Source organism: Micromonospora narathiwatensis, assembly GCF_900089605.1.
GTDB lineage: Bacteria > Actinomycetota > Actinomycetes > Mycobacteriales > Micromonosporaceae > Micromonospora > Micromonospora narathiwatensis.
In genome coordinates this window covers 1,201,806-1,216,472 of the sequence record NZ_LT594324.1, presented here as the reverse complement: position 1 = coordinate 1,216,472, position 14,667 = coordinate 1,201,806, and the positions used below count along the sequence as shown (strand labels likewise).

The window sequence follows — 14,667 nt, the reverse complement described above, 5'->3', positions numbered from 1 at the left end:
TTTGGTTGTGATCAAGGAGTGGTCTGCGTGAGGTCCTTGATCCAGATCATGGAGGCGCGGAGGTGGAGACCGGCGAGGTAGCTTTCGGGGGTCTTGTCGTACCGGGTGGCGATGCCTCGCCAGTCCTTCAGCTTGTTGATCAGGCGCTCAACGGTGTTCCGCTCCTTGTAGAGGTCGGCGTCGTGGCTGACGGGTCGGCCGCCCTGGCTGCCCTTCTTCTTCCGGTTCGCGGCCTGGTCCCTCTTCTCCGGGATGACTGCCATGATGTGGTGTGTCCGTAGGTAGGCGCGGTTGCCGCGGGACGAGTAGGCCTTGTCCCCGGCGACCGCGTCGGGCCGGGTGCGGGGGCGGCCGACCGGCCCCCGAACCCGTATTTTCTTGAGCACGGGGACGAACTGTGGGCTGTCCGCGGCCTGCCCCGCGGTCAGGACGAACACCAGCGGGCGGCACTTTCGGTCGGCGGCGAGGTGGACCTTGCTGGTCTGCCCGCCCCTTGAGCGCCCGAGCAGGGCAGCCTTCAGCCTGAGCTTGTGCCGACGCCGGATACGTCGCCGTTCTTCCCGCTCAGGTTCGTTTCCACCATTCTGCCCGTCTCGCCCTTCCAGATCGTCCCCTTTTGTCGGGCCTTCTCCTCCTCAGCGGCAGCCTTCTCCAAGGCGGCGGCGACATCCTGGCCGAGGTGCATCCCAGCAGCGTCGTGATGGGCCCGGGCGGTGGTGGAGTCCACGCTGACCAGGGACAAGTCCACCTCGCCGCGCTTCGCCGCTTCCGCGATCAAGCCCTCCAGCAGGGCCTCGAAGACACCCGTGTCCCTCCACTGCCGGAAGCGGTTGTGGACGGTCGACCAAGCGCCGAACTCCCTCGGCATCTCCCGCCACTGCCCGCCCGTCCTGAACCGCCAGATCACGCCCTCGAACTGCTGTCTCAACCGCTCGGGGTACGGGCCGAACCTGCCGATCGGCAGGTAAGGCTCGATGAACTCCCACTCCGAATCGGACAGTTGCACCCGCGTCATGCAAGACGATCTACAGCATCAAGCCTCGACCCCAGGGGCCAATCCCATAGATTGATCGCAACTCGATACGCACCCTAGATCGAGTGAGTATCCGACGGCCACGCAACGCGAGGGGACTACTCAGGCCCCACCCCGCGACGCAACGACGAGCGGGAAACGCACGGACATGCCGCTGATCGGGCGGGGTGCGGTTCTTACCGGTCGACGTGCCAGCCAACTCCGGTAGGCGGCCGACCGTGATCGATGAGGTGTTCGACGATCACGAGGGCTTGTTCCAGCGGAACTGTATCCTGGGCGTCGTAGGTCTCGTGCTGTCCGTTGCTCAACACATATCCGCCCTGCTTGCCGGTCGCCGTCGGGTCGATCGCGTGCTCGCCGGCATCGCCGGGCTCGTCAAGGACCATAACCAGGGCACGGGTCCCGTTGGTCACGACAGCCAACAGCTGTCCCTGGTCGCCGGCTAAGGGATCATGGTGACCCTGCAGACGCCACCCCTCCATCATGTCCGCCAGGCTATCGGCCTGCCTGGCGCAGCATCCTCTTCTGCCGCGAAGCGCTCGTCACCGAAGGTGACTTCGTTGACGGTCGTCGGCGTCCGGACGTGCGGAGATGAGGACGTTCCTTCGGCTGGCCCGGAGTTGAGGTCAGGAGGTCGGGCTACCAGCCGGACCAGTGCCATCGGCGGACATCGGGCCATCGGGCGGTAAGGGCGGTGGCCAGCAGCCCACCGAACGCTACGGTTCCTTCATGTGAGGCGTAGGCGATCCAGGCAAGGCTGTTATCGCTCCATACGCCCTCGGCACCGGTATATCGAGGCGCGAACAGATCGAGGTCGACCAGGTAGTCAGCGCCGTATTCACGCAGCTCAGCGACCCGTCGGCCGCCCGCGTCCTGTAGCACCTGGCGAACTCGGGCGGCACCCTGCTCATCCCACATGTACGCCTCCTGCAGCACCAGAACCTCGGCTGGCACAGGAGTTGCCAGCATCGGGTGCCAGGCAAGGACGTTCAGCCCCCATCGCTCCTGCAGGCGTTGCCGCCAGTCCGACGACTCCTCGGCCGTCAACACGCGGCGATATCCCAGCGGCTCGATGTCGATGTCGGATTCCGAAGTCCAGCCGCGGATGGCGGCGGCGAACATCTGGCGCTCGTCGCGGATTACCTCAGCCTCGGCCTTGCCTTGTGGTTTGACCAGCGACTGGGCGTCGTTGGCCGCGCGAAGCAACGCGGCCGAGAGGTCGGCAAAGTTGGGTAGCCGGTCTGGGTCGAGCCGTTCGACCTGTCCAAGCATCGCCTCGACGATGTTGTATCTAGGGAAGATGCGCCGAGCCTCCGGCGTGTAGTGGTAGTCGTCTATCGCCCGGCCCTGGTTGGGCAGCTCCGCGTACACGTTGGCCAGCTCGTCGTACCTCCGCATAAGGTATCGGCGGGCTGCCTGGTGCAACACCTCGGGTTCCACCCGGGATTCTGCCGCCCTGTCGACCAAGCGCGCATCCTGTCATGGCCGCGGGCCGTTCGCGCTGGGGCCTCGGCAACCCGACCGTCGCGCGGACATATCGAGGAGAGGACGTGCACTGACAAGCACGCGTTGGGGTTCGAGTCGCCTCGAAGATCAACACCTCGAAATCGAGCTTGACCTGGAGTGTTGGCTTTGGGTGTGTGTCGGGATCGACACAGCCCGATACCCAACCCGAGCTGCGCTTGCACGGCACCATTCCGCTCAGCTGACAGCCACTCTACCTGGACCGAGCGGGGCCCCGGATGCCATCTGGGGCCCCGCTCCTGGAATCCAACTGCAGGACGACGGGCTACCCGCGGCCCGCTGAACTGGTTGTCAGCGGCATCGACCTTGCCCCAACCCCCTACGGTGGCCCCGTGCCCCACGTGCCCCGCAGACTCAGCCAACAGATGCGCGCCCGGTACGGCACCGCTGTGCCAGGCAGCGACCACCGGATCCACGTCGAGCACCTCGTCCTCGCCCGCACCGGCGATACCTGGCAGGCCTCCCACGTCAGCACGCCGGTGGAGCCCACGTGGCCGGGCGACATACTGCCCACGATCGGCGCCCTCACCCCGCCGCTGATCATCGTGCTCACGTTCGGCATGCTGGATCAGCCGGCGATCCTGCGCGCGCTGCTCCAGCAGGGCAGCCCGGTCGTCCTGGCCGTCGCGCTCATCCCCCTCATCCTGCCGCTCCTCGGCGCAGTGTTTACCTACTTCGGCTTGCGTCGGTGGTCCTCCTGGACCGCTCGTCGAGCGGGCTGGACCGCAATCGCAGTCGGTTCGATGCTCTCGATCTTCGTCCCGCTCAACTACGTCGCACCGCAGCTAGGCGTGCTGAGTCTCGCGTTCGCCGTGGTCGCCATCAGGCGACGGCGCTTCCGAGCCCTGGCGTTAGCGCTCATCGCTCTGCTGACAATCACCGCTACCTCAATCGTCCTCACCAGCAGGGACCAGCGCTTCGCCTCGTCCCCGGCCCGCGACTATTTCCAACGCATCACCGTGGGCCGACTGCTCGACGGGCTTGTCCGCCTCAACATCGACGACGGCGGCAGGCGACGCAGCGTCATGCTAGTGGGCAGCACCGATGACTACGCCACGGTCATCGCCAGCGGATACCCGCCGAAAGTGGAGCACATCGCCAACGACATCATCGCCAAAGGCAGCCCCTGCCAACTGCCACCAACCCTGCTGCAACGAAGCCTGTTCAGTCTCGTGACACGGTCGTCGGCGACGGACGCCATCCGTGGCGGCACGCCGGACTGCATCTAATAAGAGGTCGGCCACAAGCCACCGCCAAGCGCGAGATCTACGCCCAGCTCGCCGGCCTCCGCCTCAGCTCCGTCCCGGCGATTGGTCGGGCCGCCGCGGGAGCAGGGCCGTCTGCCACCGGCGCCGGTCAGAAGTACCAGTCGTTGAGGGTGAGAGCCTCTTCCCAGTTTGTGCCAACCAGCGTGCCGTCGGAGAACACCGTCGCCGCCTCGTTCGTCTGAAAGTCTGCGCCCAGCAGATCGAGCATCGATGCGTGAAGGCCCGCCACGTTTCCTTGCACAGCTGCCCGGACCCGGGCGGCGATGTCGCGGCGCAGGCCGATCCGCAGGTCGAGGAGGTCGAAGCGGGCGGCGAGGTAGCGCTGGTCCTGGATGTCGGGTGTCCCGGCGTCGATGGCCGCCACGAACGGCTCATAGTACGCCAGCAGGTATCGGTCGAGGTCAAGGTCGACGTCGACGGACGCCGCTCCATCCTCGGACGGGTCGACCGCGTCAACGGCCAGTTCGTGTCGGTGGGGTGGGAAGGAGGCGACGCAGCCCAGGGCAAGCCACGGTCGTTGCCCCTCAATGGATTTGATAGCGCGCTTCTGCGCCGCCAGGTCGGTGGCCAGGCTCGCTTCCATCGTGTTGGAGCGTCCTTTGGCCTCGGCGACCACCCACCCCTGGTGACTCCAGCCGAAGAGATCGGGACGCTTCCTGGTGACACCGAATGTCACGCCGTACCGGCTGGCGTACCGGTCGGTGTGCAGCAGGTAGACGACGTCCAGCTTGTGTCGGCAGAAGATGCCGGTCATCGCCTGTCCAAGGGCGTACGACAGCGATCCCTTCTCCGACCGGTCCAGCTCCCGCGCCAGGGCGGACCTAACCAGCCCTCCCCCATCGCTACGGCGGACGTACGCAGGGATGAGCGATGCCCGGTGGATCAGCTCCCAAACCGAGGCCAGGCCGTGGGAGAACCGGTCACCGGGTGCGCGGCCGGTGGTGAACAGCGCGTGTACGAGGTCGTCGGTGGTGAACGTCAATACCGCGCGCGGCGAAATCACTCCGGCGGGAAACTGATGGGTGTGACACCTGGCCGTGAACGGTTTCCGGTGGGGCATTGGGGCCGCTTCCTGTCGTGCCGTGGTCATAAGTCAGGTTCCGGGTGCATCTACGGGCACGGGCAGCCAGCGAAGGGAGCCGTTGCGGCCGTCGAGCCGGGCGAAGTCCCGCCAGATCAGGGGGTAGTGGCCGGCCAGCTCGCGCTGGTTCGGCAGGTGGTGGTCGTCCTCCATGCCCCAGCGAAGCGTGCCCGTCAGCCGTCGGCCCTCGTGGATGCGGAACTCGTGGTCCCGAGTCCGTCGGCTCCGGACCGGCGGCTCCCACAGACCGCGATAGTTGGTGAGCATCAGCGCCAGGCCATCCATCGGCACCTTGCTGGCGCGACAGAACTGCTCCAGCCGGACAATGTCGAATACGAAGTCACGGCGTGCCACGTCGGAGGCGGCATGAGTGCGCAGGCGGAACTCCTCCCCGGTGTCGGGGTCGACGCCCTCCCAGCGGGCTGTAAAGTACTTGAACTCGATGGCCGTCCGCCGGCCCTGGGGACCGAAACAGAGCAGGTCGAGGTACTCGCGCGCGTCCTGCCTCACCTCAAGTCGGACCTGGACAGTGCTGTCGAGGCGGTGCACCGCCCAGGCAAAGGCGTGCTGAAAGTCCGCCTCCGAGTGGAAGACCGCCCGCGCCTCGCGGAGTTCCTTCATCGCCGCATCGACATCGACGCTCCCCGCGATCTGCATTCACGCCCCTCTGTCCTGCAACGCCAAGCCGACGCTGGGAGAGTTTTCCGCAGCGACGGACGGGATGGCCCGGCTCATCGCGGGCGGAGGCTCACCGTACGAAGAGGTACCCAGAGGCATCAAGGTATTCTCCGGCCGCCACTCTGCTCTCCCGCTCCCGGCGCGCCTGCGTCCGCTCCCTGGAGCGCCACGCCCGGCCCGGCCCGGAAACGGTCGCCGCGCACGTCGCCGCGCGGACCCCCGCATGTTTCTGTCAAGCGCTATCATCGGTACGGCCTGGTGCAAAAAATGCATAGTTTCTGCCCTTTACGGTCTCGCGCATGCGCTGCACCTGCTGCACTTCGGCAAGGGTGTAAATCGGCCCACTCCTCGTTCGAGCTACAGGGCGCGGGAACCAGGACTGCTTTGATAACTGCTGGGCTCGTTGCCGTGAAACGCCGAGATGTGCGGCTATTTCGGCGATGGTCACAAGTTCCGGCACCTCTTCCGGTGCACCTTCAGGTCGGACTGAGATCGATACGGGATCGACTGCTTCGTCTGCGGCCGACCGGATCCACTCCAGTGTCTGTGCAGCGCTTGACAGCGCAGACCCGGCCGTTCTGCGACGAATCACCTGGGTTGCCACCAACATCGCGTCAGTCCGTTGATCGACCACCTTCCATTCCAGTACTGCCGGGCTCCTTCGTGTCTTGGAGGCCTTGATCACAGGTGGGGTGCTGGCAAAAACAATCCGAACTATCCAATCGGTCATGAGAGTCCTCGGTGTTTGGCCCGTCGGATCTCCGCTCAGTCGGTGATCCAGTAGGAGAAGAACCCCTGCGCCATGGGCATGCTGAGTAGGGTAAGTATTTCGTCTCCCGTGCGTTGGCGAACCAGATAAGCCGTGCCGGTTACCGCAACCGCTATCACGAAGTGTCTAACAGTTATCGAGCGACGTGGCCTCATGTTGAGGCTGCTCCAGAGGTCTTCCGGATGCTGTTCAAAGCCGCTAGGCTTCACAGTGGCTCCTGGCAGTGTGGGTGTGTAGGGAGCATTGCGGCGCCCGAGGGCTGATCTCGGGCGCCGCGTTCATTTTCACGATGCGTGCGCTGGGACGGCGCACAGCGAGTGCGACTCGGGTGAACAAACCTCGTGGGATTGAGGGCCTGGGCGTAGGCAACTCTTGTCAGCGACAAATAATGGCTTGTCGACGACAACCCCTCCGCTGGAACTCATAGGCCCTGTAGCCAGACTGGTTGCCCGCTGGGAGCAGCGGTTGGCACCTGCCGCGCGGTGAATCCCGCTGCCCAGCCACATCCGCAACGCGTTCCGCAGTCGCTCCAACGGCGGTCCTCCGGCAGATGGTCAGTTCGGGCAGGCATCGGTGGCGGCGACGGTCGCGGTCTTGCTGAGGTCGACCGCAACTTGCCCCTTGGCGGTCTTGATGGTCAACCATCCCGTCCGTACCAAAACAACTTCTCCACACCAGCGCGAGTTATCGAGCATCTGCACCTCGATACGAGGCTTGTCCTTCTCCGGGCCGTACCAGGTCACTGCAACCGCAGAGGTCAGCAGGGCGACGCAGCCGAACACCAGCCGCACGCCCCAGCCGAGGGCACGCTCCGAGCGGTCGGCCTCGATCCGCCGGGCGGCGGCCGCCGGATCGGGCACGTCGTTACCGGGCAGGGCCGCCGAGTACGGCCGCCCGTGTGCGGCGCGCATGACGAGCACGGCGGCGGCCGCGCCGACGATCAGGGCGGCCAGCAGCAACGAACCGACCGCGATCGCGTAGGACGGGCGTAGCTGGGTGACGTCCTCGCGGCCCTTGACCAGGCTGAAGCCGAGGAGGCTGGCCAGCAGGGCGCCGAGGCCGTTGCGCCAGGCGACGGCGCCGGCTCGGATACGGTCCAGCTCGTCCGCTTGCAGATCCTGTAGGGCCTTGGCCCGGGCCCGGTCCGCGGGTTGGGCCGGCGGTCCGGCGCTGACCGTCACGGTCATGCCTTCTCCTCCGCGAGATTGAGGTTCCAGTACGCGCCGCAGCCCTCTTCGCCAACGGGACGGTCGGCGTGGTCGCCGTTGCAGTTGCAGAGCACCGGCGTGTACTTCGACGCGGATGGGGTGCCGCTATTCAGGAACACCCGGTCGGGCAGCGGGAGGCCGATCTCGTGGTCGCAGCGCGGGCAGGTGCCGATCAGCTCGACGCCGCGTCGGGTGTCGCGTGTCTTGCAGTTGGCCGCGAACTTTTCGGCGTACGAGTCGTCGGTGGTTTCGGCGAACGGGACGGGCATCAAGGCATCTCCGTGAGTCACGGTCCGGTGTGGATGAACGGGGTCCAGCGATGCGGCCACTCGGGCCGCCGGTCACGTGCGAACCGCAGCGCTTCGTGTAGCGCTGCCGGCGCCATGTCCGGATCGAGTCTCCCTTCGGTGGCGATAGTCCGGTAGAGCGCGCGGAACACCTCGGCGGATGCCTGGTTGTCCACCGACCACAGGGCCGCGATGACGTGCCGGTAGCCCGTGTAGTGCAGCGCCGCCGCCAGGGTAATCGCCTCGTCGGGCAGGTTGACGCCGCCGACCGCGGTCTTGCAGGCGGACAGGCCGGCGAAGTCGCCGCGGAACTCGCCTGCGGTTATGTCGGCTACGGTCAGCATGCCGTCGCGCAGCAGTAGCCCGCCGCGGGACGGGTCGTTGAGGTGCTGGTCGCCATGGCAGCTGAAGTGCACCCATCGGTGCCCGGACAGCTCGGCTCGCACAGCAACTGGCGTGGCTATCGAGGTGTCGAGGACTGTGCGCCGTTGCTCGGGAAAGGCGGTGAGCAGTGCCTTCTGCTCGTCGGCGTTGTCGATGGGCACCAGCCCCGGCAGGTCGGGAACGTCGACGAGCAGGAGGCGGTCGTGGGTGTCATCGTCACGTTGGCCGTCGTCGCATCGGGCGTCGGCGAGGGCTCGCAACGTCGGTGTGTAGGAGGAGACGACCCGGTCGAGCACGGTGCGCCCACCGGGTCGGCCGTGGTAGCCAGCGGTGTGCACGGGAAGGACGGTCAGGGGCCCGGTCAGGCACCACCAGACGCGCGGCCAGGATTCCGCCGGGCCGTCGGGCGTTCCGGTCAGGCCGAGCTGGTCGAGCACCGGTCCGGCGATGGCGTCCCACATCCAGGCCTGCAGATCGGCGAGGGTTTCGTCGACTTTCTGGTAGGCGGCCTCGACAGCCTTCGCCGCCGCGCGGTGTCGCTTTGCCGCCTCGCGCGGCGACTCGTCGCCGGCTGGCTCGCGTACGGCTAGATACGCCTGATCGGCGAGTTCGGCGGCTTGTAGCACGCCCAGATAGGCGTTGGCTCGCGAAGCGGCCTCGTTCAGGGTGAGACCGTCCAGCTTCCGTGCGGTTACGCCACTTTTGTGTACGAGGAGGGCATCGCACCGCCATCGGCTCACGTTCACGATCACGACGGGCCCGCGATCGGCGGCTGGCAGCAGCGTCTCAAGGCGCGGTGGCCGTTGGAAGTCCTCGAAGCCCGGATTTGCGCGGATCTTGCCAACGATCTCGTCCCGCTCGCGGGCAAGCGCCTCCCGCCGGTCAGCGGCAAGGTTTGTCGCGTCCCGGGTCCAGCGGACGTGGTCGACCGGCCGTTCCCTGTGCATCGACGGTCCGCTGTTCGTCGCAGCCTGGCCGGACACGATCGCCTCATAGCCCTGCTGCCCGTGCCGGTACGCCAGCTCAAGCTCGCGCAGCTCCACATTTACCTTTTCTAGGCCGTCAGCAAGATCCGGGGCGACAGCCCGCAGAGCGGTCAGATCCTGCCGCAGGTCGAGCTGCTGGGACCACAGCACGGCCCGCCCTTGCTCGATCAGTTCGACTGCCCTACCAGGGTGCCCAGCCATAATCTCGCACGCGCCGCCGTCGGAGCCCAGACCCACGCGCTCGGCCAGGTGCCGCTCCCTGGCGTCGCGGGCGAGGCCGTACGAGACAAGGTCGGACTGAAGTGCCAACGCGAGCCGGTGTGCTTCGGCCGCCGTCTCCGGCGCTGCGCCGTCGACGGCCAGCTCACCCCATGCAACGGCGGCATCGATGCGAGCCGACGGCGGGCCGGACCGACTTTGCGCCGCCGCCGCAAAGCGCCGCATCGCGACTTCCGCCGCAGCCGGGTCGCGGGTGCGTAGGAAGCGGGACCGTTCGGCGCTGGCCAGGTTGAGCTGGCGCCCCACCGCGTCGGGATGGTTGTCCGGGGTCGCCTCCACGGCGCGCAGGTTGGCCGCCAACGAACGTCTCAGTAGCTCCGGGTCGGCTGTCACGTCGGCGAGTTGTTGCAGCAGCATCCCGAGGTTGGACAGCCGGCCTGGCAAATCCGCATGCGGATCCGGCGTCGCGTCGACGGCCTCCTGGCAGACCTGGACCGCCTGCCGCAGCGTGTCGGCCGATCCAGTGACCTGGTGAAGGGCGTTTAGTGCCCCGCTGAGGTTGGACAGCCGGCCCGGTGCCGCCGGATGCCCCAGCGGAGTTACCGAAACGGCCTCCCGCGCCGCCGCGACCGCATTTCGGGCGTCCTCGTCGCGATGGGCAGCTTCGTACCGACCTTCTAGGGCCAATGCCAAGTTGGTAAGGGAGGCGGCCCGGTCGGGATCGTCGAGGGGGGTCCTATCGACCGCCTCGGCCAAGAACACGATTGCCGAGTCGAGGTCGGCTAGGTCGCCGCGCCACTGGTAGCGGTCCTTGAGCGCCAGGCCGAGGTTGGACAGGTAGGCAGCGCGTGTGGCGTGGTCGGCAGGCACGGCCTGCACGACCAACTGTTGAAACTCCACCGCACGGTCGAGATCCGCGCGTGTGCCATGCCTGGAGAAGCGCTCGTGATACAGCGAACCAAGGATGGACTGGCACTCCGTCCGTATGCGGCTGTCCTCCGGGGTTGCATCGACTGCTGCGGCTGCGGCTTCGATCGCCTCGTCGATGTCTTCCTTCGCGCCAGTCAATGCATGGCGCGCAGTCAGCGCGAAACTGGCCTGTTGGAGGACGACGGCATCTGGGTGTTCGCTGTCGGCGGTCATCCTGACCGCCTCCCGGGCCGCGTTGATCGCAGCGTCGAGATCCAACCGATTCGTGCGGTGCTTGAATCGCTCCAGCAGTGCGATGCTCAGCCTCGACGTAGCCACCGCGGCCTCGTGGCTTCCCCGGGCTGCGGTTCGAACGCTATCCCGGGCCGCTGACACCGCAGCGTCTAGGCCGGATCCGTTACCGGTGCGCGCCCATCGTCGGCAGTGAGCCGCGCTGAGGCGCTCGAAGTACATCGTTCTAAGTAGATCGCCCTCCCAAGCTGTACGGGTGGCCGCCGCTGCGGCTTCGATGGCACGATCCAGATCATCGCGGTTGCCCAAGCGGTCGAACCGCGACAGTAGGGCATCACCCAGGCTGGACTGGATCATCGCGTGGTCGAAGTGTTGCCGTGGTGAGGCTTCCGCAGCGGCGGTCAGCGCGTTGACCGCACGATCAAGGTCCGTCAGGTCATCGGTGAGTTCATATGACTGTTTTAGCGCGTTGGCCAGGTTGCACAGCGCCAACGACCGGTCCAGCAGATCGCACTCGGCGGCCAAAAGCCCCGCCCGCGCTGCCTGCAGGGCCTGGTCCAGCAGCGCCCGCTCCCCGGTGCGAAGGTACGAGTCGATAGATACGGCATATACGTCATTCAAGTACCTCGCCTGCAGCGAGTGACCTTCCGTCGACGCCTTCCGGAAACGCTCGACAGCCTCCGCCTCGGCGGCTTCATCAGCACTAGGCACTTCGTTCACTGTCGTCTCATTCCGGCCGGTACCAATGCGGGCTTGTACAGATCTGTCTGGTACTGCGGATTCGTCGCCGCTGCCAGCCGCAGCAGAACATCCATCGGCCGCACCGCCGCCCCGCCGCCGAGTGCGGGAACGTGCCGCACACCGAGGTCGTCATCGGCGTACGCCTGCACGTCGGCGCAGAGTTGGGCATCGCTTACGTCGGAGTACGTCCAAGGCTGGGCAACGATGTCGAGTGCTCGCCGTAGATCCACCCTTGGCATTCTGCCCATCCCCAGCAACCGCCGGGGTCCCCGCCCTTCCCGACGGCTCCGCGCCTGCCCACCCGCCCCCTTGGCTCCTCGCAATGGCGACGATGTGTGCAGCGTTGGGGTTTGAGTCGCCTCGAAGATCAACACCTCGAAATCGAGCTTGACCTGGAGCGTTGGCTTTGGGTGTGTGTCGGGATCGACACAGCCCGATACCCAACCCGAGCTGCATTTGCGCGGCACCATTCCGCTCAGCTGACAGCCAACCTACCTGGACTGGATCGGCCCCGGGCTGCCACCCGGGGCCAACCTGGTGGCGGAACTCCTCGCTAACACGCCTATATGACGGTCACGAGCAGCCGATGTGAGCGCACGCTTCCGGCCGCCGCCGCCACTGTCAGGCCGACGCCTTCGTGAACATCCGAGACAGGCCGCAGGGCCTCCCCCGGCTGGCCCAGACGCCCGCACATGCCGATGATAGGGCGCCTCGGTTCCAAATCTGCGCACACCCAGGCGGAGCGGAACCCAACTCAGAGACTGTTACTGGCTTTCGCACGCTCGTGATCGGCGGCTACCCGGACGTCGCGAAAGTCCAGGACGGCCTCCCGAGCGACGCGAATGAGCATCGCAAGATTCCCATGCGCTAGCAGCAGCACGTCGTCGAGGACCTGCGGGGGTATCTCAAGTTCACGCAGGCCGTAGCAGTCGTGCCACGCCATGTCCGTGAGGTGCAGCAAATCGAGCGCGGCCTCGACCTCCCGGGAAGCGAACAGCACCTCAATACGAGGTTTGCGTTCCTGGCGGCGCTGCTCACTCCCGATCGCCATCGGATCTCCTTCCAACCGTGCCCGTAAGCCAACAGGATCTCCAACCACCGCTCGCGTCGGCAACGGTCGCTGGCCTTCGGGTTGAATCCGAGCCAGCGAGCCACGCGTCCGCAACTGCCACGAGGCGTGCGCCGCAGAGAGACGAATGCCGAGCAAGCGCGAACGCGACGAGAAGGGCTGCCCATACTGGCAGGGCTGGTTCGAGCAGTTGGGTGGAAGACAGAGGAGGCGAGGGGTGGTCACCAAGGTCGTTCAACTGTGGGCCGAGGGGCTCGCGCCTGGGTGGGACAGCCTCTTCCGGGCGGATGGCTCTGCACGCGCTGTCGAGCTGGGCGGCGGAGCGAGGCTGGACTGGTTCGATCTCGGCCCGCCGCTCGACCTGGATGCCATGCTGGGTGAAGACCCCGACAATATGACCCACGTCGACATCCACCACGGCGCGGACGTCCCCATACCGGACGGTTCTGCGGCGGCGAAGGAGCTCACGGCTCCGAAGGCTTCTTCGCCCGGCTGGACAAGGACCGGAACCTGATCTGGATCGCGGCGCTGACCGACTCCAACCCGTTCGAGAAGGCGGAGGTGCGCGGCAGGCTCGCCACGTTCACCAACAACTTGGGCAACTCGGTGACGGTCGATCTCGACCATCCCGACTTCGCCTGAACCGCTGGCGCATCGGCAACGGCGGGAGCAGGACCGGGTGCCAGTGGCGCCATCTTGCGCCGATTTCACGGACATGCCGCAGAGGACGCACCCATACGCGCGGGCCGTCAACTGGACAGCTGGAGTATCCTCCCCAGCCCGGCCCGCAGCTTACGCCGCGCCGCCGGCTTCACCGCGAGCCGAAACCGCAGCCAGCCATCGACGTCGGGGATCTCCAGCTCGCTGGCAGCATCCTCGGTGAACTGCAGGGCCAGCTCGTCGTCGGACAGCGCCCACTTGCGGAGGCCAGCCTCCACCACACTGTGGACGGGCTCGAAGCACACGGTGTCGGGCTCGTCCTTATGGGGGTCGTGCTGGATGACGATCCCGCGCCCGGTGCCATCAGCGTGCTCGGCCACCCAGACCGAGAAGATGCCGTCGACCGGCCCCGAACCAGCCAACCTAAGCGTGTCCGGCGGGCCGTCCGCGCACCACGGGCAGTCGATCGCTTCCGGCTCCGGCGGTACGGGTACCGCCCAGATCGCGTCGTCGAGCACGAACCTGCCCTGCCAAGCGCCCTCGCTGTCCATCCATGCCTGCACGATCCGTCGGCGTGGGCCGCGGTGCACCTGGTAGACCAGCCCGTCGATATCCACGTCACCGCAGTACGTGGCACTGCCATGCCCGGAACGCGTGTCCAGCGGCGTGACGGTGTAGCCGTCACGGCCCGCGAGGAAGGACCAGTGCTCGACCGCTTCGCGGCGGCCCGGCTCGCCCTCCGCTGGCGCGCCCAACCGTGCGCTGAACAGCAGGGTAGACGGGTCCGGCAGACGGCTCAGTTCTGTCAGTTCCTCGTAAGTCGGCACGCCCCGAATGATAAAGCCGATCCCGGCGGCCCCGCTCCCGAGCACAGGTCGGTACGCCAGCGGCCTACTCGCGTCGACGTTTCACTTTTTCAGCCGCGATCAACGCGCTACAGAGCGTCAGAGCGAGTTGGGCCGCCAGCTCCCGGACATGCCGAAAGTAGTGCGCTCGGACCAGTCGGCGAACGCGGAGACCAGGTGCACCGAGCCGTCGGTCCGCGTCATAGGTTCTGCGATGGTGGAGCAGCGCCGCCGTGTTCTGGTGGCGATGCTGCAACTTGTGTTTCCTCGCTGGATCCGTTCGCCGTCGACCACACGAACAGCCGGTAACCGAAGACAGCGGGCGCGACGCTGCCGCCACCATTGCTGTCGTCGTCGCGACGATGGCCTTCGAGTTCGATGTCAAGCAGACCGGACCCGTCCGCGACGGGCCGGTGGCCGACGACCCGGACGTCGAGCAGTTCCTTCATGCTCTCGTAGCACTCCCAGCAGGAGTCCCCGCACCTTTCGCTCGCCGCCCGGCCAGGGATGTGTGTGCCCTCGACGACGAAGTTGCCGAACCAGGCCGGCCCCGTGCCGTCGATCGCGCCGAGAAGCAGTCCGGACGGCGCGCAGGCCAACAGGGTGTAGCGCTCGTACAGCGGCTCGTGCGGGAACACGCGGTCAACGAAAAGCCCATCGACGTCCGTGCAGGCGATGAGGATGGCAGCGGTTTCCTCGTCGAGCAGGCGCCAGCGCATCGACACGTGCCGACCTTAGCCGGTGGATGCGCTCT

Annotated in this window: 14 protein-coding genes and 1 pseudogene; 2 read left to right on the top strand and 13 right to left on the bottom strand. The window is 66.7% G+C overall.

What is annotated here, in order from left to right:
- Positions 1 to 11 precede the first annotated feature (11 nt).
- The 3 genes and pseudogenes from GA0070621_RS05450 to GA0070621_RS05440 form a co-directional block, all read right to left on the bottom strand.
- Positions 12 to 1,015, bottom strand: a pseudogene (locus tag GA0070621_RS05450) (IS5 family transposase).
- 194 nt (positions 1,016 to 1,209) lie between these two features.
- Entirely contained in the window at positions 1,210 to 1,518 is a 309-nt protein-coding gene (locus tag GA0070621_RS05445) for an Imm1 family immunity protein (RefSeq protein ID WP_091192068.1), read from the bottom strand.
- Between the two features lie 154 nt (positions 1,519 to 1,672).
- The gene (locus GA0070621_RS05440; RefSeq protein ID WP_157739857.1) at positions 1,673 to 2,404 is read right to left on the bottom strand and encodes a hypothetical protein; all 732 of its coding nucleotides are present in this window, start codon (positions 2,402 to 2,404) and stop codon (positions 1,673 to 1,675) included.
- 485 nt (positions 2,405 to 2,889) lie between these two features.
- Between GA0070621_RS05440 and GA0070621_RS05435 the strand changes: the two genes are divergently transcribed.
- Positions 2,890 to 3,786 (top strand): hypothetical protein, encoded by an 897-nt coding sequence (locus GA0070621_RS05435; protein ID WP_091192064.1) that lies wholly within the window; start codon positions 2,890 to 2,892, stop codon positions 3,784 to 3,786.
- A 127-nt stretch (positions 3,787 to 3,913) separates the two neighbouring features.
- Here GA0070621_RS05435 and GA0070621_RS05430 read toward each other — a convergent pair whose 3' ends face one another.
- The 8 genes from GA0070621_RS05430 to GA0070621_RS05405 form a co-directional block, all read right to left on the bottom strand.
- On the bottom strand, positions 3,914 to 4,915 hold the full coding sequence (locus tag GA0070621_RS05430) for a hypothetical protein (RefSeq protein WP_157739856.1): 1,002 nt from the start codon (positions 4,913 to 4,915) through the stop codon (positions 3,914 to 3,916).
- A 3-nt stretch (positions 4,916 to 4,918) separates the two neighbouring features.
- A complete protein-coding gene (locus GA0070621_RS05425; RefSeq protein ID WP_091192061.1) occupies positions 4,919 to 5,563 on the bottom strand; it encodes a hypothetical protein in 645 nt (214 codons plus the stop codon).
- A 253-nt stretch (positions 5,564 to 5,816) separates the two neighbouring features.
- Positions 5,817 to 6,314, bottom strand: coding sequence for a beta/alpha barrel domain-containing protein (locus GA0070621_RS29415; protein ID WP_157739855.1), 498 nt, complete (start codon positions 6,312 to 6,314; stop codon positions 5,817 to 5,819).
- Between the two features lie 593 nt (positions 6,315 to 6,907).
- Positions 6,908 to 7,540, bottom strand: coding sequence for a hypothetical protein (locus tag GA0070621_RS05420; RefSeq protein ID WP_091192059.1), 633 nt, complete (start codon positions 7,538 to 7,540; stop codon positions 6,908 to 6,910).
- On the bottom strand, positions 7,537 to 7,830 hold the full coding sequence (locus tag GA0070621_RS05415; RefSeq protein ID WP_091192058.1) for a hypothetical protein: 294 nt from the start codon (positions 7,828 to 7,830) through the stop codon (positions 7,537 to 7,539). The genes GA0070621_RS05420 and GA0070621_RS05415 overlap by 4 nt, the downstream gene beginning before the upstream one ends.
- Before the next feature lie 17 nt (positions 7,831 to 7,847).
- A complete protein-coding gene (locus GA0070621_RS05410; protein ID WP_157739854.1) occupies positions 7,848 to 11,318 on the bottom strand; it encodes a CHAT domain-containing tetratricopeptide repeat protein in 3,471 nt (1,156 codons plus the stop codon).
- Positions 11,315 to 11,569, bottom strand: a complete 255-nt coding sequence (locus tag GA0070621_RS29410; RefSeq protein WP_157739853.1) for a hypothetical protein — start codon at positions 11,567 to 11,569, stop codon at positions 11,315 to 11,317. Before GA0070621_RS29410 ends, GA0070621_RS05410 begins: the two co-directional genes overlap by 4 nt.
- A 524-nt stretch (positions 11,570 to 12,093) precedes the next feature.
- Positions 12,094 to 12,390 (bottom strand): hypothetical protein, encoded by a 297-nt coding sequence (locus GA0070621_RS05405; protein ID WP_091192054.1) that lies wholly within the window; start codon positions 12,388 to 12,390, stop codon positions 12,094 to 12,096.
- Between the two features lie 235 nt (positions 12,391 to 12,625).
- Between GA0070621_RS05405 and GA0070621_RS05400 the strand changes: the two genes are divergently transcribed.
- The gene (locus GA0070621_RS05400; protein WP_157739852.1) at positions 12,626 to 12,922 is read left to right on the top strand and encodes a hypothetical protein; all 297 of its coding nucleotides are present in this window, start codon (positions 12,626 to 12,628) and stop codon (positions 12,920 to 12,922) included.
- 235 nt (positions 12,923 to 13,157) lie between these two features.
- On the opposite strand, the gene GA0070621_RS05395 is transcribed toward GA0070621_RS05400, so the two are convergent.
- Positions 13,158 to 13,895 carry a hypothetical protein gene (locus GA0070621_RS05395; protein ID WP_157739851.1) on the bottom strand — a complete coding sequence of 246 codons (738 nt, stop codon included), beginning with the start codon at positions 13,893 to 13,895 and terminating at the stop codon, positions 13,158 to 13,160.
- A 218-nt stretch (positions 13,896 to 14,113) separates the two neighbouring features.
- Positions 14,114 to 14,638: a hypothetical protein gene (locus GA0070621_RS05390; protein WP_091192050.1), complete on the bottom strand. Its 525-nt coding sequence runs from the start codon at positions 14,636 to 14,638 to the stop codon at positions 14,114 to 14,116.
- Positions 14,639 to 14,667 lie beyond the last annotated feature (29 nt).